Here is a 19,289-nt window from a genome sequence, read left to right as displayed (position 1 = left end):
CTCCTATTTCTCGTTCGTCGACATCGCGCCAAGCAGCTTCGGCAGATCGCCGAAGCGGGCGACGAGCCCGAAGACGGTGGCAGCGATCGCGACGAAGACGATCGTCACCGAGGCCATCGTCGGCGTATAGCCGTAGCGCAGTGCGTTGAAGATCTTGATCGGCAGCGTTTCCATCGTGAAGCCGATGGTCATGTACGCAACGATGTATTCGTTGAGCGATAGCACGAAGGCGAAGGCGTAGCCGGAGACGAGATAGGGCAGGATGAGCGGCAGGACGACCGTCCGGAAGATCGTTCGATCATCGGCCCCCATCGTGGCGGCGGCCTCGACGAAAGAGCGGTCGATGGACGAAAAGCCGAGCGAGAGCGTGACCAGGGGGAGCGTGACAAAGAAGATGGCGTGGCTGATGACCGCGGTCCATGGCTGGCCGTAGAACCCGGTCGTCGCCCAGAACGTCAAAAGGCCGAGGGCGGTAATGACCGGCGGCAGCGTGAAAGGCGCGATGCCGAGCAGTTGGAAAATGTTCGCCCACGGGGCGACGCGGCGCCACAGGAACCAGGCGAGCGGCAGGGCGATGGCGAGCGCGAGAGCTGCCGAGAGGGCGGCGAGCGTCACGGATGCGAGAAGCGCATTGCGCCATTCGGGGTTGGTGAAGATCTCACCGTACCATGACAGGGAGAAGCCTTCTGGCGGAAAGGCGAGCGTCTGCTTCGCGTTGACCGAAACCCCCGCGACGACGATGAGCGGCAGCGCCAGAAACAGGCCGACGAGGGAGAAGTAGAGCCGCTGGAAGAGAGTATTCATGCGGCTTCTCCCTTGCGTCCGGCGTAGATCGTCAGACCGACGAGGCCGAGAGTGACGAGTACGAGGAACACGGCCATCGCGGCGGCGAACGGCATGTTCGATTGATAGATCGCCTGGTCGGTAATCAGGACCGAAAGCGTCCAGTGCTGTGGCCGGCCGAGGATTTGCGGCAGGAGGTATGAGCCGAGAGCGAAGATGAAGACCATGATCAGCGTGGCGAGTATGGTGTTCCTGAGTGCAGGCACGACGACCGTGAAGAAGGCGCGTACCGGCGAGGAGCCAAGTGTGCGCGCCGCCTCGGTCAGTGTCGGGTCCAACCGCACGAGCGCAGGATAGAGGACCAGCACCGTATAGGGCAAGGCCTGGTAGACCATCGCAGTGAGGACAGCGCCAAAGCTTGGGTTGAGCGCGACTGCCTCGTTCATCAGGCCGATTGCTACAAGCAGGTTCGTAATGCCCGCGGTGCGGGAGAACAGCGTCGACCAGGCAAAGCCGATGATGACCTCGGAGAGTGACAACACCGAAAGCAGGGCGACGAGCCAGAGAACCTGGGTCCTGCGCTTCGAGCGCGACAAGAGATAGGTAAAGGGCAGCGCAATCACGACGCAGCAGACCGCGACCGCAACGGCAAGGAAGAGCGAAAAGCCAAGGACCTTGCCGAAGAAAAGGCTGAGGAACCGGGCGTAGTTGTCGAAGACGAACGCGGTCGAATAGAAACCTGCCGGATCACGCTGGAAGAACGAGACGGCAATCATCGTCGCGAAGGGGACGACGAAGAAAATGATCAACATCCCGGCCGGGAAGAGCAGCGGGCCATAGTCGGCGATCGTTTGCGGTTTTTCGCGCCTCATGATTTGAGCACCACGCAAACGTCGGGTGAAAGCTGGATGCCGACAGTCTGGCCGACGGAAACTTCCGGACGGGCGCGCGGCGTCGAGACCGCAATCATCTGCTTGCCGGCCACGTCGAGGAACGTCTCGATCGTGCCCCCGAGATCGCGCACGAAGGTGACGGTGCCGTCCAACGGGCCGTTGCCCGGTGCCGTCAGATGCAGGTCTTCCGGGCGCACGGAAATGATCCCCTTCGCCAGGCCGGCAGGGATTGAAAGTCCCTCCACCGGCCGGCCAAGAACCGTGGCGCGTCCCGCGGCATCGGCCGTGAAGTCGACGAGGTTGGTCGAGCCAATGAAGTCTGCAACGAACGTATCGGCGGGCCTGCGGTAGATTTCCACCGGCGGTGCGGCCTGACGGATCTCCCCGCCATTCATCACGACGACCGTGTCGGCCATGGTCATTGCCTCACGCTGGTCGTGGGTGACGACGATCGTGGTGATACCGAGCTGTTGCTGCAATTGCCGGAGTTCCACCTGCATGGCTTCGCGCAGCTTGGCGTCGAGCGCGGAAAGCGGCTCGTCGAGCAGGAACAGCTTCGGCGAGATGGCAAGTGCGCGGGCAATTGCTACGCGCTGGCGCTGGCCCCCGGAGAGTTTAGCGACCGGGCGGTCTGCATAGCCCGGGAGGTGGATCATCGAAAGAAGCTCATCGACGCGCTTTCGCTGCTCCTCCTTGCCAACGCCGCGAATGCGCAGCGCATAGGCGATGTTCTCGCCGACGGTCAGATGCGGAAAGAGCGCCAGCGACTGGAAGACCATTCCGAGATTGCGCTTGTGCGTTGGAACACGGGTGATGTCTTCGCCGTCGAGCTTGATTGCGCCGCCGGTCGGCAGGTCGAGGCCGGCAACCATCCGCATCAGTGTGGTCTTGCCGCATCCGGACGGGCCGAGCATGCACACGAAGGTACCGTGCGGCACGGTCAGGTTCACGTTTCTGACGGCGGTGAAGGTGCCGAATTCCTTGGTGACGTTTTGAAGGGTCAATCCGGACATGGTGTTCCTGTGTGTGTTCGTGTCACGCGGGGCAGGTATGCGTCATCAATAGAATGGTCGCTGGACGCCTGCCCTGCCGCGAGTTGTGTCTTGAGCGTCCGATGCCTCACCACGAGGGTGGGGCCGCGCGACACGCGCGCGAGGGGTGAGTTCGGTTCGACCGATCCCCCTCGCGACGCGCAGATCATCCTCCGTTGGAGGAGGAGAGTGCCTTAGCCGACGATGAGTTCGGTCCACTTCTGGTTCAGCCAGTCCGACTTGGTCTGGTAGAGGTCGTAGCGCGGAATGATCGGCTCGATATCTGAGGACACCGCGGCGAATTCCTTGTCCGACAGGTCGAGAAGCTCGCGCTTGACCGTCGGCGAGGTTCCGACCTTGCGGGCCAGCGTCGCCTGAATGGCCGGCTGGCACATGTAGTCGATGAAGACGTGCGCTTCCTCGGACTTCTGGGACGCCTTCGACACTGCCCAGCAACCGGAATCCTGAATGCCGCCTTCCTTGGGAAAGGTGGACCGTACGGGGTGCCCGTCAGCGGCCGCAAGACCGGTAACGTCGTGATAGTACTGGCCCATCGGGATTTCGCCCGACTTCAGTGCCTGCTCGAACTGTGCTTCGTCGCGGTACCACAACCGAACGTTCGGCTTTACCTCAGCGAGCTTTTCGAAGGCCTTCAGGATGCCTTCTTCGGTGTCCAGCGCGTTGGTGCCGCCCATGAAGGTCTTGGCGGTTACCTCGAGCAGGAAGGAGTTGGAGACCAGCGCAAGCAGGCCAAGCTTGTCGGCATTGGCCGGATCCCAAAGAGCGGTCCAGGAGGTCGGCGCTTCCTTGTAGACGTTGGTGTTGGTGACGAGCGTGATGTACCACGCAACCGCGCCGATGCCCGCCACGCGTCCATCTGGATACTTGTTGACGAAGTGGTCGATCAGATTGCCGGCATTCTTCATCTTGGTGGTATCGATCGGCGCCCAGAGCTCGGTTGCCTGCCCCTTGAGCATGGCAACCTGGGACATCATGGAAACGTCGGCCGGAGCCTGCTTGGCGCGGGCTGCCTGCTCGAGCTGAACGAGCCAGGCTTCGCCCGTCGGCTCCGCAATGGATTCAACCGCGATGCCGGTTGCCTTGGTGAACTCAGGGAAAATGTTCTTGTCGAACGAATCCTTGAAGTAACCGCCGTAGACGCCGATCTTCAGCGATTTGTCCTGTGCGCGAAGGATCGACGGCATCGCAAGCAGCGATGCTCCGGCCGCGCTTGCGGCAAGAAGGCCGCGGCGGCTGATGTTGGAGTTGAAGTTGTTACCCATTTTTTTCTCCTTTTATGTGCCGGAGCCCAGAGCGTGCGCCGGCATGTTCCCACATTGCTTTGGTGTATTCTACGTCAGGCCTTGCCCTTTACCGAGGGGCTGAAGACCATGAGGCTCAGAATTTCGAACAGTACCTGCGCGCCCGCATGTGCGGTGTTGGTGGTTGCATCGTACTGCGGCGCGACTTCCACGACGTCGCCGCCCACAAGGTTGAGCCCCTTGAGCCCGCGGAGCAGTTCGAGGACTTCGCGCGTCGTCAGTCCGCCGATTTCAGGCGTGCCGGTGCCGGGAGCGAAGCTTGGGTCGAGGCTGTCGATGTCGAAGGAGAGGTAAGTCGGGCCGTCCCCGACGATCTGCCTCGCCTTCTCGATGATGGCGGGGATGCCCATGCCCGTCACCTCTTCCGCGTGGATCACGGTCATGCCAGACTCATAGGAAAACTCCCATAGATACTCGGAAGAGCCGCGAATGCCGATCTGGATCGTGCGGGTCGGATCGAGAACGCCATCAAGGACGGCGTTGCGGAACGGGCCGCCGTGGTGGAATTTCGTCTGGTCGAAAGAGCCGCCGGTGTCGCAGTGAGCGTCAATGTGGATCATGCCGACGGGCGTCTTCTTGCCCACGGCCTTCATGATCGGGTGGGTGATCGAGTGGTCACCGCCGACCGCAAGCGGGATGACCCCGGCGTCGACGATCTGGTTGAAACGCTTCTCGATGTCCTCATGGCTGAGTTCGAGCCTGTAGCGGCTCTGGAACGGCACGTCACCGATGTCGGCCACGCGCAATTCCTGCACGGGTGCGCAATCCAGTACATGGTTGTAAGGGCCGATGCGTTCGATGGAGCGCATGGCGCGGGGTCCGAAGCGCGAGCCCGTACGGTTGGTTACGCCAAGATCCATCGGAACGCCCGTGATGGCGACCTGGAGATCACCGAAATCGGGGTTATTGGCATCGACAGGAAGATAGGGAGCAGACAGAAATGTCGGAACTCCGGCGTAGGGTGCGACGCGCGTGCCACCCGAGAAGATCTTGTCGGCAACCTTGCGGTAGGCCGGATCGTAAAAATCGGTGCCGTTGCTGTATCTCTGTCTCAGTTCCTGCAACTTGCTCGCGTCGAACGCCATGCCTGCCTCGCTATACGGTTTGATCAGCCGGAGAGCGGGCGGTCAGAAGATGGCAGCCCAATTTTTAGGTTCCCCGGCTTATTGCACTTGTTTTGGCCATTATCGTCGTAAATCGAATAGAAAATCAATTGACAATGTTATAGTCATTCGTGTGAGAAAAATTCACCAACTACACTTGCCCGGATCGTGATGATGTCGCGTCTTCCACCGCTCAATCCCCTGAGAGCCTTCGAGGCGACGGCCCGTCGAGGGTCCGTGTCCGCCGCGGCGCGGGAGCTGAATGTCACGCACGGTGCGATCAGTCACCAGATCCGCGCACTGGAGGAGTCGCTCAACACTCCTCTGTTCGAGCGCGGGGGAAAGCGGCTCAAGCTGACTTCGGAGGGGGCCCTCTTGCTGCCGGCGGTTACGCAGGCCTTTGGCGGCATCGCCGCGGCCACCGCGCAGATGAAGCGCCCGACTACGAGCGGTGAACTCAAGATCACCTGCGTCCCGGCGCTTCTGTCCTTCTGGATCATTCCCCGCCTCAACCGCTTTACGGAGCAATATCCCGGTATCCGGCTGAACCTCGTTGCAGCGAACGACCCGGCTGATGTCCATGCGCCCGACGTCGACGTCTGTATCCTTTACGGCGACGGAAACTGGCCGGACTGCTGGACACGGCTGTGGAGCCACCTGCGTCTGTTCCCGATCGCCAGCCCTACCCTGCTCAACAGCCGCCCGTTGCGCTCGGTGCGCGACCTTTCCGACCATGTTATCCTGCATGGTGATGACGGACGGGAGTGGCACACCTGGCTTTCGGCCGCGGATGCCGTCGATCTTGCGCGCGGGCAACAGCATTCGATGAGCGATGCACGGCTCTCCACCGAGGCGGCACTCCATGGCCAGGGTGTGGCGCTCGGCGATACCATTACCGCCAGCAGTCTGATCGCCAAGGGCGAATTGGTCGTTCCCTTCGATCTCAGTGTGCCGGCCAACGATGCTTTCTATGTCGCTTGTCGGCATGAGGTGCGTGCCGCCCCCATTGCCAAGGTGTTCATAGATTGGCTTTTCGCCTCGCTCGAGGGCGATGCCCTGCCAGAACCGCAGACCTCCGCAAGAACGCTGATCCGGACTCGGGGCCGTAGTGCGGAAGATTACAAACCGGTCTCGGCGCCGGCTCAACGGCGCACCAATTCCGTCCAGAAACGCAAGTCCCGGCTGTGAGCCGGACAGAGTTAAAGAGAAACTTCAATGGCCCACTTCAATCCGCTCGTCGAAACGCTCGCCCCCCGCCCGTGCCCTCCGTCCTGGCATGGGCGAAGTCCTATGATGGCCGGCACGGTCCGCTGATCGACCTGTCTCAGGCCGTCCCGGGCTACCCGGCTCATCCGGAAATGCTGGCGCTGCTCGGGCAATACGCCGCGTCGACCGCCTTGACGGGATATGGCGCGATTGAAGGAGAGGCGGTCCTCAGGAGCGCCTACGCCCTTCATGTCTCGCAGGTCTACGAGGCAAGCATGGAACAGGGCAACATCCACATCACCTCCGGCTGCAATCAGGCCTTTATCTGTGCGGCGATGGCCGTGGCAGGCCCGGGCGACACCGTCTTGATGACCAATCCCTACTATTTCAACCAGGAAACGACGCTCGCGATGATGGGTGTGAAGACCCGTTTCGTGGCGTGCGATCCGGCTCTTGGCTTCCTGCCCGATCCGGCAGCTATCGCCGAAGCGATTGTTCCTGGCGTGCGGGCACTGGCGCTGGTGTCTCCCAACAATCCGACGGGCTCGGTCTATCCTTCCTCCCTGCTCAACGAGATATTCGATCTCTGCAAGGCACGAGGCATATGGCTCATCCTGGACGAGACGTATCGCGACTTCCTGCCGGAGGCTGGCGTTCGCCCACACGAACTTTTTTCCCGCGAGGGCTGGCAGGACACGGTCATCGGTCTCTACAGCTTCTCGAAATCCTTCTGCATCCCCGGGCATCGGCTCGGAGCGATCACGGCCGGTGCCGCGGTGGTCGAACAGGTAGCTAAGATCATGGACAACCTGCAGATCTGTGCGCCTCGGGCGGCCCAGGTCGCCGTTGCCGAGGCGCTGCCGAAGCTTGCTGCCTGGCGCGAAGGTAATCGGCAGGAAATCGTCAGGCGTGCGCAGGCATTGAGGGAAACCATGCAACTGCTGCCTGATTGGAAGGTCGATGCGCTGGGAGCCTACTTTGCGTTCGTAAGACATCCCGCGGCGGGGCGTGGCTCGGCAGACGTCGCCGAACGGCTTGCGAAGTCCGTGGGCATTGTATGCCTGCCCGGTGACTATTTTGGTGAAGGCCAGGACAGATACCTGCGGTTCGCCTTCGCCAATGCGGACGTGCCGACCATCTCCCTGCTGGGCGACCGGTTGCGGTTGTTCGGGTTCTGACAGCGGCGGTCAGGGCAATGTGCCCGCGCGGCATTGATTGATATTGTCTTTTTGGCTGGTGGCGCGTCCTGGATGCGCCACCTTTCCGTTAGAGCGCCGTTAACCAAATATATCTTGACGGGAATCGGGAATCGTCTCAGGGTCCTGTAACGGAAATTTTGTATTTTCTGCCGTCTTCCGTAACTGGCAGGTTTGCCTGTTAGAAAATCGTTTTCGCGTAGATTGTTTGCCGGAGCGTGACTGCCATGGCGCCGGCCGAGCCCATGGTCGACGGTTTGAGAGTCCAAGGCAAGCACAGAATGCCCTGAAGGATACAACGGATGGCCCTGGCCCCCGACATGACAGACCGAGAGATCGTACCGGCCGACGAAGCAATCGCGGCGGATGCGCAATTGCTGTCGCTTCAGCTCAAGGGCATGCGGGAGCGTTTCTTCATGCCTGCCACCCGCAAGACGCTCCGTTCGTTTTCATCCGGAGAGGCGGCACGACTGATCGGTGTTTCGGATGGCTACCTCAGGCAGCTCTCGCTCGCCGGCGAGGGCCCGCAGCCGGAAACCGGAGCGGGCGGGCGCCGCTACTATTCATTGGCCGATATCAATGCCTTGCGCGCCTATCTCGCTGACCAGGCGCTTGCCAAAAGCAACACGGCAAAGGCTTCGACTTATCGGAAATGGCGCGATCCGGGCCGTGGCGAGCACCTTCAGGTAATCGGTGTGACCAACTTCAAGGGGGGCTCGGGCAAGACGACGTCGGCAGCCCACCTCGCTCAATACCTTGCTCTCGCGGGGTATCGCGTGCTGGCCGTGGATCTCGATCCGCAGGCCTCGCTTTCCGCCCTTTTCGGCTACCAGCCCGAGCTTGATCTCGAAGGCAACGACACGATTTTCGGTGCGATCCGCTACGACGACGAGGCGCGGCCCCTCAGCAAGATCATTCGCAAGACCTACTTTGATGGCCTGGATCTGGTACCGGGGAATCTGGAGCTGCAGGAATTCGAGCATGTGACGCCGCGCGCGCTCGCCAATCGGCAGGGTAGTGCGGCCGGTCAGCCGCTGTTCTTCGCCCGGGTGCACGCCGCCTTGCGCTCGGTGGAGGCGGACTATGACGTGGTGGTTCTCGATTGCCCGCCGCAGCTCGGCTACCTGACGCTTTCGGCTCTTTGCGCGTCGACGTCGGTGATCGTGACCGTTCATCCGCAGATGCTGGACATCGCGTCCATGAACCAGTTCCTGTTCATGACATCGGACCTGCTTTCCGTTGTGCGGGAGGCCGGCGGGCGGCTGAACTTCGACTTTCTGCGCTATCTCGTGACCCGCTTTGAACCGAACGATGGCCCGCAGGCCCAGATCGTCGGTTTCATGCGGTCGCTTTTCGGCGAGCGAGTCCTGACAGCGCCCATGGTCAAGTCCACGGCTGTTTCGGATGCGGGACTGACGAAGGAGACGCTCTATGAAGTCGGAAGAGAGAACTTCACCCGCTCGACCTATGACCGGGCGATGGAAAGCATGAATGCCGTCAACGCGGAGATTGAAGCTCTGATGCTCTCCGCCTGGGGGCGGACTGCGCCCTGAATGAGAATTCGGCCGCTCGATTGCGGCTGGCTACCGTGACTGAACAGGAAAGGATTGAAGCAAGAAAAAAGGCCTCCAAAACGTCGCCATTCCGGAAGCCCTCTTCAATGTAGCAATTAGAGAGAATCACTTCCGACAGCCAAAGTCAAGCGTTTGCCTCGGTTTTCCCGTGGCGAAACGATGCTTGCTGTCCTTTTGAGACGTCAAGGTCGGCCTCTTGCCTCCATGAGGGGATGACCAATGATTGAGAGAGTTGCGACGACGCCATTTGGCGGCGGCAGGATGACTGTGCGCCATTTCGCGCTGCAGGAACGGGTTGCTAAAGCGCAAGAGCGCCTTCGCGATGCCGACGGCGGTAACGAGACAGGCACTGCCGACAAGTGGCAGTTGATCCGTGCACTGACGGAAGCAAGGGTGTCGTTCGGTCTTTCTGACCGGACGATAACGGTGCTGGAGGCACTCTTGAGCTTCCACCCGTCAAAGGTTCTCGATGGGAAGGAGCCGATCATCGTCTTCCCGTCCAACGCGGAGCTCGCTGTCCGGTCGCGAGGGATGGCGCCGGCGACGCTCAGGCGCCATATCGCTGCCCTGCAGGACGCGGGTTTCCTGATGCGTCGCGACAGTCCCAACGGGAAACGATACTGCCGACGCAATGAGGAGGGGCAGATGGAGGAAGCCTTCGGGTTCGATCTGGCACCGCTCGCGCTGATGGCGGGGACGATCCACGAGAGCGCCGAGCGGGCGCGTATCCTGGCCCGCAAGCAACAGGCCTTGCGCGGAGAGATCACAATCTATCTGCGCGATATCTCGAAGATCATCGAGGCAGCGCTTGAGGAAGCGCGTTCGGGTGACTGGCTGGAACTTGCCCAGCGGCTTACCGACCTTTCGGGGAGAGTCGGGCGCACGACTTCGATCGAAGACCTTCAGAAACGTAAGGAAGGACTGGCAGATCTTCGTCGCTTGGTGGAAAGGGAATACCTGAACTCGATCCCTGAACAAGAAATGAGCGCCAATGACGCGCATTTCGATCACCATATTCAGAATTCAAAAACAGACCTACCAATTGAATTAAACGGCCAAGAAAGAGTCAATCCGGGCGATCCCGAGACCAAGCCACGTCCGCTGGAGCGAAAGGCAGCCCCTATCGATCTCAAACGGGTGCTGGCCGCCTGCCCTGAGGTTGGCGATTACGCGAAAGACGGCATCTCCACCTGGGCCGACATGATCAAGGTCGCCGGTCTCGTTCGATCGATGCTCGGTATTTCTTCGGATGCCTATGATAAGGCCCGCGCCGCGATGGGCGAAAGTGCCGCCGCGGTTGTTATCGCGGCCATGCTCCAGCGTGCAGAACATATCCGTTCGCCTGGGGGTTATCTGAGGGAACTCACCCGACGTGCCGAGGAAGGGAAGTTCTCTGTTCTCCCGATGATCAAGGCGCTGGAATGAACCATGGCGGTCGGCGATGGATTGCCGGTGTCGGCGTGGGATAGGTCTAGGAACTGGACTTTGCTGAGTCATGTCCGATAATGCATTCGAATGAGCTCATGCATAGGCATTCATCCAATTGGCTAGTGGCTGTAAGCGCCTGGCCGTCACAAAAACGTGATCACGTGTCATGTCGTGGTATGTGATCATGTATTCGAACTTCGAAATGCATCTTGCCGTTGATCCAGCTCTGCGCTGCCTGCGTATGGTATCGCTGACGGGCAAACCCCAGGTGTTAGGTGAGAGGTGGTTCGGGAATGTCTGGTGAAGTCGAAACCTATGCTCAATGTCTGCGCCGGCACCCGAAACAGGAGCGCAGCCGCGAACGCGTCGAAGAAATCCTGAAGGTCGCCAAGCAGCTGATAGGCGAGAAGGGCATCGATGGTTTGACGATGCGCGAAGTCGCCGCACTGACCGGCGGTCCCATCGCATCGGTCTACCAGTATTTCCCGAACAAGTCGGCGATCATCTCGATGCTGTTTCAGCAGTATTCGGCCGAGACCCGGGCTGTGATCATGGAAACGCTTGCGAACGTGCTGGTTCTTTCGGATATCCGAAACGCCGCCGATGCCATTCTGGACGGCTACTATTTCCGGGTAGCCGGCGACCCGGCGATCCAGGATCTTCTGAATGCCATACAGGCGGACAAGGCGCTGCAGGATCTGGACATCGCGGAGTCCAGGCAACAGGCTGAAATGTTCTCTGATCTCGCCATTCACATAATCGGCAGCGATGAGCAGGAACGTTTCAGGCGTCTCGTCTTTCTCCTCTTTCATCTTGCTGGCAGCATGGTGCGGCTGGCGATCACCTTGCCCCCGGCGGAAGCCGAGATGATGCTTCTGGATTTCAAGGACATCATTCACGGTGAACTGCAGCGCTTCGCGTAAGGTGCGGCCTTTTCCGAGACCTCGAAGCGAAAAGGGGCTTGACCTTCCAACGTGGGAAGGGTTCAGGGTCATCGCCAGTTAGACAAGAGACCTGCCCATGACCCTCAGCCCTGACACTGTTCCGTCGATCGAATTCACCGTATCGGATATGACCTGTGGTCATTGTGTACGTGCGATAACCACTGCGATCGAGACGGCGCTTCCGAATACAAGGGTAGATGCGGAAACGCAGACACATCGCGTCACCGTTTCTGGCGCCGACAACGCGGACAAGATTGCGGAGATCATCGCGGCCGAGGGCTATACTCCCGTGCTGGTCCGCTGAAACGGACCGCCCTCCGGCGGAGACGCTGTGACACTTTCAATTCAGTTTCGAGAACGACGGTGTTCGCGTTCGCAGGCGCCGCAACGGGCCAGCGCCTCGATGACGCTGCATTGCGAAATTGTCCCATGGCTGCAGCTCTCAAGCGTTTTCTCGAGTTCCGCCTCCAGCAACTTCAATCGGGCAATGCGCTTGCGGACGTCTTCCAACTGACGCTCGGCAATAGCGTCGGCATCCTGGCAGGGCGCTTCTGGGTGTCGTGAGAGTTCGATCAGCTGCCGGATCGACTCGATGGACAATCCGAGGTCGCGGGCGTGCAAGATGAAGACCAGCCTGTCATAGTGGCCCGCGGTGTAGCGACGCTGATTGCCGGCATTTCTCTCTGGCTCTGCAAGCAGCCCGATCGACTCGTAGTAGCGGATCGTTTCGATCTTGCAGCCGCTGTCGGCCGCGAGTTTGCCGATCGAAAATGTGGTTTCCATTGGAATTTTCTCTTGAACCTCTAGTTACTAGAGGAATTACGGTGAGGCAAATCAAGGAGATTTGCAATGCACGAACGGGATGAAGCCGGTATCGCGGGAGTGGACCGACACGCCGGCTCTGGTCATCAGCACGATCATTGCTGTGACCATGACCATGACCACGGGCATCACCATGATCATGGTCCTGAGGAACCGACTGCGGTGGAGAGCGAAGCGGCGGTTGACCTGAAGGGGTATCGCCAATTCCGGGTAATCGGGATGGATTGCGCGAGTTGCGCGGCGACAATCAGGACTGCGGTCGGCGGTATGCCGGGAGTCTCCGACGTCCGTGTTTCGCTTCCGCGCGAAATGATGTTCCTCGAAGTCGACGAGGCGCGCACACCGCTGTCGAAGGTAGGCGATGCCGTTAGCAGGCTTGGTTATCAGGTGGAACTGTTGGAAGACGGGTCGACGGAGACCAAGCATGCGGCACGCGCGCCATGGTGGCGGACCGCGAAAGGCATCCACGCCATCATCGGTGGGCTCGCGACCGCATTGGCCTTTGCGGTTTCCCACGTTTCGCCAGAATTCGGTCATTGGTTTTTCATTGCAGCGGCCTTGCTGCTGAGCGTTCCGATTGCCCGCCGCGCGGTGAATGCCGCGATGCTCGGAGCGCCTTTCACCATCGAGATGCTGATGACGATCGCGGTGGTCGGCGCTGTGATCATCGGCGAACCCGCCGAGGCAAGCGTGGTCGTTTTCCTCTTCGCAACCGGCGAAGTCCTGGAAGGCTATGCCGCCGGTCGCGCGCGCGCCGGCATCGAGGCACTCGCATCGCTTGTTCCGGACAGGGCATTCATAGAGGTGGACGGCGAGATCCGCGAGGTGCGCGCCGCAGATATCAAGCCAGGTCAGATCGTACTGTCGCGACCCGGCGATCGCGTCGCGGTCGACGGAGAGGTTGTGGACGGTCGGTCTTATCTGGACGAGGCGGCCCTAACGGGAGAAAGCATGCCTGTGTCGCGCGGGCCGGGCGAGCAGGTCTTCGCAGGCTCCGTGAACATGGATGCCGCTCTCAGAATTCGGGCCGATCGGACCGCATCGGACAATACGATTGCCCGCATCGTCGCTCTCGTGGAGGAAGCGCAGGACGCGAAGGCTCCAGCAGAACGGTTTATCGATTCATTCTCGCGAATCTATACCCCGCTGATCGTGGCGATCGCCGCCCTCGTTGCACTCGTTCCTCCGCTGATGATGGGAGGTGAGTGGCAGAGCTGGATCTATCGGGCGCTTGCACTTCTGCTGATCGGTTGCCCCTGTGCGCTGGTGATTTCGGTTCCGGCGGCGATCGCGTCCGCACTTTCTTCCGCTGCCCGTGCCGGCATTCTGGTCAAGGGGGGTGTCGTTCTCGAGACCCTGGCGAAGGCGAACGTTGTTGCCTTCGACAAGACGGGTACGCTTACCAAGGGCGCACCTGCGGTAACGGATGTCTTCGCCTTGGACGGAGACGAGCGCCAGCTGCTTTCGATCGCCGCCGCAATCGAAGTGGGCTCCAGCCATCCGCTTGCGGAGGCCGTTCTTGCGGAAGCCGAGGCGCGGTCGATCTCACCGGCAGCTGCCACGGATGTGAAGGCGATCGCCGGGCGGGGTGTGTCCGGCCGGACCGGAGGAAGGGATGTCTTCATCGGCGCGCCGCGCTTTGCCGCAGAGATGGGGACGATCGGCGATTCCCTCGCCCGCCGGATCGAGACGTTCGAACAGGCGGGAGCGACGGTTGCAGTCGTTGTCGAGGACGGCCGCGGTATCGGGGCGATCGCATTGCGCGACGAGCCCCGGGCCGACGCGGTATCGGGCGTCGCGGCGCTTCGGGCGTTGGGCATCGAGACGATGATGCTGAGCGGCGACAATCCGGTGACGGCGGCGGCCATCGGACGCGCGATCGGGATTGACGATGTCCGCGGCGGGATGCTGCCTGCGGAAAAGGTGGAGGCACTTCGTTCGGTCTCGAAGGGGCGCAACACCGTCATGGTCGGAGACGGCATCAATGATGCGGCGGCGCTCGCGGCTTCGGGCACGGGTGTGGCAATGGGGTCCGGCACGGGGCTGGCGCGCGAGACGGCCGGCGTTGCACTGATGGGCAATCGCGTCGGCGATGTCGCAAGGGTGATCGCGCTCGGCCGGGCGACGATGGCAAACATCCGCCAGAACATCGCAATCGCACTCGGCCTCAAGGCGGTGTTCCTGGTCACGACGATACTCGGCATGACCGGTCTCTGGATCGCGGTGTTTGCCGACACGGGCGCGACCGTGCTGGTGACGATGAATGCAATGCGATTGCTGCTTTCTCGGGGCGGAAGGGAATAGTTCGGGCCGACTATCCGTCATACATGCAGGCGCCCTTGCGGGCGCCTTTTGCTGTGGCCACCGCCAATCCTCGCGCGAGATCTTCAGGACAGGACTTCTGCTAACATGTACAGTAAAAGTCATTTGAAACTCCTGCGATCGGAGGGGTATTTGGAGCGACGGCTTGCTGCCATTCTTGCCGCCGACGTCGTCGGCTTCAGCCGGCTCATGGGCATCGATGAAACTGGAACGCTTGCCGCTCTGAGCCGCCATCGCTCGGAGTTGTTTGACGTGAAGGTTGCAGAGTATGGCGGCCGCATCGTGAACGCCGCCGGCGACGGAATGCTCGTCGAGTTTGCCAGTGTCGTTAAGGCAGTGGCTTGTGCCTCCGATATTCAGCGCAGCATGATTGCACGTAACGAGGACGTTCCGCCGGAGCATCGGTTGGAATTTCGCATGGGCGTCAATCTCGGGGACGTCCTCGTCGAGGATGGCAACATCTTCGGCGACGGCGTGAATGTCGCCGCGCGGCTCGAAGCCATATCCGATCCGGGCGGAGTAGCAATATCGGCGTCGGTGCGTGACCATGTCGGCTCGCGGCTGAACCTTACCTTCGAGGAGAGAGGCGAGCACTCGCTCAAGAATATCAGGCAGACGGTGAAGGTGTACGCGGTGGTTCTCGATCCTCCGGGAACGACCCGGAGCGCACATGCGCCGGGCCGATCTGCGGAAACGCGGAAACGCTTCATCGCCGCCTTGCCGTTCACGAACATGAGCAGCGATGCGAACGATGAATATTTCTCCGACGGCATCACCGAGGACATCATTACCGACCTGTCGAAAGTGTCCGGCCTTCAGGTTGTCCCCCGCAATACGGTCTTCCTCTACAAGGGAAGTTCGGTCAACGTGAAGGAGGTCGCCGAGGAACTCGGTGTTCGCTACGTTCTGCAGGGAAGCGTGCGGATGGCAGGAATGCGGGTTCGCATTTCCGCTCAACTCATAGATGCGATGAACGGCGACCATATGTGGGTCGACCGGTTCGACCGCGACCTCACGGATATCTTCGCCATTCAGGACGAAATTACGCACTCCATCGTCACGCAGCTGAAGGTGAAGCTGCTGCCCGAGGAGGAAAAGGCGCTTCAGCATGCCCAGACGGGCAATGCCGAGGCCTACACCTACTATCTGCGCGGCCGGCAGCTTTCACATGCGTGGACGAAGTCCTACCTGTTGCTGGCACGTCGGATGTTCGTCAAGGCGGTGGAACTTGATCCGGGTTATGCTAGGGCCTATGCGGGCATTGCCGATTGCGATGCCGCGATCAGGGATTGGGATGCTGCGGAAATCCCCCTCGGGCGGATTCTCGAGATGAGTCTCAAGGCGCTCTCGCTCGATCCGGATCTCGCGGAGGCGCATACGTCTCGCGGTATCGCCCTCCACCAGAGCGGGCATGACGAAGAGGCCAGGGCCGCCTTCGAACGGGCTCTGGAACTTGACCGGAATCTCTACGAGGCCAATTTCCACTACGGACGGTTCTTCTTCACGCGCGGCGAGTTCAATGCGGCCATCACGTTCTTCGAACGCGCCGCCCAAATTCGCTCGGACGACTATGTCTCGCCGATCCATCTGATGAGCGCCTATCGGTCTCTTGGCGACGAGTCCTCGATCGAGCGGTGGGCGCGGCTCGGGATTGCCCGCGCGGAGCAGGCGCTGAACCTCAATCCTGAAAATTCCGGGCCGGCGCACCGTGGGGCCTTGGCCCTTGCGCATCTCGGCGATGGGGACCGTGCGCGCGACTGGGCGGAGCGAGCGCTCGCGATAGACCCCGAGGACGTCGTCGCCCAGTACAATATTGCCTGCGTTTACGCCGTACTCGGTGATCTCGAGGACGCACTAAGCCTTCTCGAAGACCTCGTGCCGCGCAGTTCCGCCTATCATCGGGCGTGGTTCAAGAACGACCCGGATCTGTCTGCCATTCACGATACACCGCGCTTCCGCAGGCTGGTCGATACGGTCGACGACAGGTAGCCGCATTAGAAGCATCGACATGTCGCAGTCGAAAAAAATCCCTTGACCTTGACACGATGGGAAGGTGCACGATCTAAGCCTTATTAAGGAAAGAGCGTGCAATGCTTACCGTCAGCGAGCCGGAACGCCGGCAAACCATATCACTCCCGATATCCGACATGACCTGCGCCTCGTGCGTGCGGCGTGTGGAGACAGCCATTGGAAAGGTGTCGGGTGTCTCCGGTGCGTCGGTCAATCTCGCCACCGAACGGGCGGATGTAACCTTTGCCGGAGTTCCCGACGTCGGCGCCGTTGCCCAGGCCGTGCGCAAGGCGGGCTACGGGATTGCCGAGGCCACGCTTGAATTCCCGGTCGAGGGAATGAGCTGCGCCTCGTGTATCGCGCGCGTCGAAAAGGCGCTGAAGGCGGTTCCGGGCGTGCTCGACGCGACGGCAAACCTTGCTCAGGAACGCGCGCGCGTGCGGTTCATTGCCGGAACCGCCGGTTTCAGCGACTTTGCCGCTGCACTTGCAGGCATCGGATACACGGCGATCCGCGAGACTGAGAAGGCCCAGGCCCCTACCGAGGAGGCCCGGAAGGCTTCCGAGCTCTCGTCGTTGAAGACGTCGATGATCATCGCGGCTCTTCTGACCGCTCCGCTTTTCGTGATGGAGATGGGCGCGCACGCGTTCCCGCCCTTCGGGCATTTCATTCACGGGACGATCGGCGTTGAGGCGAGCCGGTTCGTCCAGTTCGTGCTCGCCACACTGGTGCTTGCCGGGCCGGGTCAGCGATTCTTCCGCAAGGGTGTGCCGAGCCTGCTGCGCGGTGCGCCTGACATGAATGCGCTCGTGGTCATCGGAACGTCGGCCGCCTGGAGTTTCTCGACCGTCGCAACCTTTTTGCCGTCGCTCCTGCCGGGAGGGACAGCAAACGTTTACTTCGAGGCCGCCGCGGTGATCGTGACGCTTGTTCTTGTGGGGCGCTACCTCGAGGCGCGCGCCAAAGGAAGGACCGGCGCGGCGATCCGCCATCTCGCGGGGCTTCGGGCAAAGACTGCCCGCGTGCTGCGTAATGACGGCCCGGTTGATGTAGCCCTGGAAACGGTCGTTCCCGGAGATATCGTGCTCGTTCGCCCGGGCGAGAAGGTTCCCGTCGATGGCGAAGTGACGGAGGGCAGTTCGTTCGTCGACGAATCCATGATCACCGGTGAGCCGATGCCGGTGGAGCGGGTTGCCGGCGACACCGTCACCGGTGGAACGCTGAACACTACCGGTTCCTTCTCGTTTCGAACCACCCGCGTTGGGGCCGATACGGTCTTGTCCCAGATCATTCGCATGGTGGAGGATGCGCAGGCGACGAAGCTGCCGATTCAGGCGCTTGTCGACCGGGTCACGCAGTGGTTCGTTCCGGCCATCATTGGTGTCGCTTTGGCGACCTTTGCAATCTGGCTGGCCTTCGGACCCAGTCCGGTGCTGGCGCACGCCCTCGTCAATGCGGTCGCCGTTCTCATCATCGCCTGCCCCTGCGCGATGGGCCTTGCTACGCCCGCGGCGATCATAACCGGGACCGGCCGGGCTGCCGAGCTGGGCGTGTTGTTCCGTCAGGGAACAGCGCTCCAGACTCTTGGCGCGACCGGGATCGTCGCAGTGGACAAGACCGGGACGCTGACGGCTGGACGTCCCACACTCACTGAAACCGTCTGCGCGGACGGTTTTGAGAGAGATGAGGTTCTGGCCTTGGTCGCAGCGGCAGAAGTCAGATCCGAGCATCCTATAGCGACTGCTATTTGCGAGGCGACGAGGGAGTTTGGGATCGACATTCCCATCGCAGAGAAATTCGAGGCTGTTTCGGGCCAGGGAATTTCCGCGCGGGTCTCCGCCCGCGTGGTCGAGGTGGGTTCGTCCGGCTTCATGGCGGGGCATGGTCTCGACGTGTCGATTTTTGCGGCAGACGCCGAACGGCTCGCCAGTGAGGGGGCATCGCCGCTTTATGCGGCCATCGACGGTAAGCTCGCCGCGCTTTTTGCTGTTACCGACCCTGTAAAGCCGACGTCAAAAGAGGCGGTCTCCGAATTGAAGGCACTCGGCGTAGAGGTCGTCATGATTACGGGCGACAATCGGCGAACGGCGGAAGCTGTCGGCAGATCGCTCGGGATCGACAAGGTGATTGCCGAAGTGCTTCCGGCAGGCAAGGTGGAGGCCGTTACGTCACTGTCACGCGATGGCCGCAAGGTTGCGTTCGTAGGCGACGGGATCAATGACGCCCCTGCCCTGGCGGCCGCGGATACCGGCATCGCAATCGGGACTGGAACCGACGTTGCGATCGAGAGCGCGGACGTGGTACTGATGTCGGGCGACATGCGCGGTGTTGCGACGGGCATTGCATTGTCGCGGGCGACGATGCGCAACATCCATCAGAATCTCTTCTGGGCTTTTGGCTACAATGTGCTCCTGATCCCGGTGGCGGCGGGAGTGCTCTATCCGGCATGGGGAATTCTTCTCTCGCCCGCCCTTGCGGCAGGGGCAATGGCGCTTTCCAGCGTATTCGTCGTGACGAACGCGCTTCGGCTGAGGCGATTTCACTCAGCCGGAAGCGGCGCGTTGGCAAGCGGTAGCCCCGAGAGCGGAACATCCGCTCGTCCCGCGGCTGGGACGGTCGGAAAGAAGGCCTCTGCCATGGAAGGGAGTGCGTGAG

General features: G+C 61.2%; 15 protein-coding genes and 1 pseudogene. 9 read left to right on the top strand and 7 right to left on the bottom strand.

Annotated elements, in window-relative coordinates:
• Window positions 1-3: 3 nt before the first annotated feature.
• From F3Y30_RS22660 to speB, 5 genes are all read right to left on the bottom strand, one after another.
• On the bottom strand, window positions 4-804 hold the full coding sequence (locus F3Y30_RS22660; protein WP_203427420.1) for an ABC transporter permease: 801 nt from the start codon (window positions 802-804) through the stop codon (window positions 4-6).
• Window positions 801-1,655 (bottom strand): ABC transporter permease, encoded by an 855-nt coding sequence (locus F3Y30_RS22655; RefSeq protein ID WP_203427419.1) that lies wholly within the window; start codon window positions 1,653-1,655, stop codon window positions 801-803. Before F3Y30_RS22655 ends, F3Y30_RS22660 begins: the two co-directional genes overlap by 4 nt.
• A complete protein-coding gene (locus F3Y30_RS22650; protein ID WP_203427418.1) occupies window positions 1,652-2,689 on the bottom strand; it encodes an ABC transporter ATP-binding protein in 1,038 nt (345 codons plus the stop codon). Before F3Y30_RS22650 ends, F3Y30_RS22655 begins: the two co-directional genes overlap by 4 nt.
• Window positions 2,690-2,901: 212 nt before the next feature.
• A complete protein-coding gene (locus F3Y30_RS22645) occupies window positions 2,902-3,990 on the bottom strand; it encodes an ABC transporter substrate-binding protein (RefSeq protein WP_203427417.1) in 1,089 nt (362 codons plus the stop codon).
• A 74-nt stretch (window positions 3,991-4,064) separates the two neighbouring features.
• On the bottom strand, window positions 4,065-5,114 hold the full coding sequence (gene speB / locus F3Y30_RS22640; protein WP_203427416.1) for an agmatinase: 1,050 nt from the start codon (window positions 5,112-5,114) through the stop codon (window positions 4,065-4,067).
• A gap of 189 nt (window positions 5,115-5,303) precedes the next feature.
• Between speB and gcvA the strand changes: the two genes are divergently transcribed.
• The 6 genes and pseudogenes from gcvA to F3Y30_RS22610 all read left to right on the top strand — a co-directional run bounded on the left by gcvA (window position 5,304) and on the right by F3Y30_RS22610 (window position 11,784).
• Window positions 5,304-6,320: a transcriptional regulator GcvA gene (gcvA, locus tag F3Y30_RS22635; protein WP_203427415.1), complete on the top strand. Its 1,017-nt coding sequence runs from the start codon at window positions 5,304-5,306 to the stop codon at window positions 6,318-6,320.
• Window positions 6,321-6,347: 27 nt separating this feature from the next.
• Window positions 6,348-7,516, top strand: a pseudogene (locus F3Y30_RS22630) (aminotransferase).
• Window positions 7,517-7,836: 320 nt separating this feature from the next.
• On the top strand, window positions 7,837-9,087 hold the full coding sequence (gene repA, locus F3Y30_RS22625; protein ID WP_203427413.1) for a plasmid partitioning protein RepA: 1,251 nt from the start codon (window positions 7,837-7,839) through the stop codon (window positions 9,085-9,087).
• Window positions 9,088-9,369: 282 nt separating this feature from the next.
• Window positions 9,370-10,533, top strand: coding sequence for a plasmid replication protein RepC (repC, locus tag F3Y30_RS22620; protein WP_246753081.1), 1,164 nt, complete (start codon window positions 9,370-9,372; stop codon window positions 10,531-10,533).
• A gap of 296 nt (window positions 10,534-10,829) precedes the next feature.
• Window positions 10,830-11,459, top strand: a complete 630-nt coding sequence (locus F3Y30_RS22615) for a TetR/AcrR family transcriptional regulator (RefSeq protein ID WP_203427411.1) — start codon at window positions 10,830-10,832, stop codon at window positions 11,457-11,459.
• Window positions 11,460-11,556: 97 nt separating this feature from the next.
• Window positions 11,557-11,784, top strand: a complete 228-nt coding sequence (locus tag F3Y30_RS22610; RefSeq protein WP_203427410.1) for a heavy-metal-associated domain-containing protein — start codon at window positions 11,557-11,559, stop codon at window positions 11,782-11,784.
• A 41-nt stretch (window positions 11,785-11,825) separates the two neighbouring features.
• Here the strand turns inward: F3Y30_RS22610 and F3Y30_RS22605 are convergent, their stop codons facing one another.
• Both F3Y30_RS22605 and F3Y30_RS26520 read right to left on the bottom strand, forming a co-directional pair.
• Window positions 11,826-12,263: a helix-turn-helix domain-containing protein gene (locus F3Y30_RS22605; protein ID WP_203427409.1), complete on the bottom strand. Its 438-nt coding sequence runs from the start codon at window positions 12,261-12,263 to the stop codon at window positions 11,826-11,828.
• A gap of 51 nt (window positions 12,264-12,314) precedes the next feature.
• Entirely contained in the window at window positions 12,315-12,506 is a 192-nt protein-coding gene (locus F3Y30_RS26520) for a hypothetical protein (protein ID WP_246753095.1), read from the bottom strand.
• Between the two features lie 15 nt (window positions 12,507-12,521).
• Between F3Y30_RS26520 and F3Y30_RS22600 the strand changes: the two genes are divergently transcribed.
• From F3Y30_RS22600 to F3Y30_RS22590, 3 genes are all read left to right on the top strand, one after another.
• On the top strand, window positions 12,522-14,606 hold the full coding sequence (locus F3Y30_RS22600; protein ID WP_246753080.1) for a heavy metal translocating P-type ATPase: 2,085 nt from the start codon (window positions 12,522-12,524) through the stop codon (window positions 14,604-14,606).
• Between the two features lie 150 nt (window positions 14,607-14,756).
• On the top strand, window positions 14,757-16,613 hold the full coding sequence (locus tag F3Y30_RS22595; RefSeq protein ID WP_203427407.1) for an adenylate/guanylate cyclase domain-containing protein: 1,857 nt from the start codon (window positions 14,757-14,759) through the stop codon (window positions 16,611-16,613).
• Between the two features lie 101 nt (window positions 16,614-16,714).
• Window positions 16,715-19,288, top strand: coding sequence for a heavy metal translocating P-type ATPase (locus F3Y30_RS22590; protein WP_203427406.1), 2,574 nt, complete (start codon window positions 16,715-16,717; stop codon window positions 19,286-19,288).
• Window position 19,289: the final 1 nt, after the last annotated feature.

The sequence above is a fragment of the Sinorhizobium sp. BG8 genome (assembly GCF_016864555.1).
Lineage (GTDB): Bacteria > Pseudomonadota > Alphaproteobacteria > Rhizobiales > Rhizobiaceae > BG8.
The sequence above is the reverse complement of the archived record's forward strand: the minus strand, read 5'-3'. Positions and strand labels throughout refer to the sequence as shown.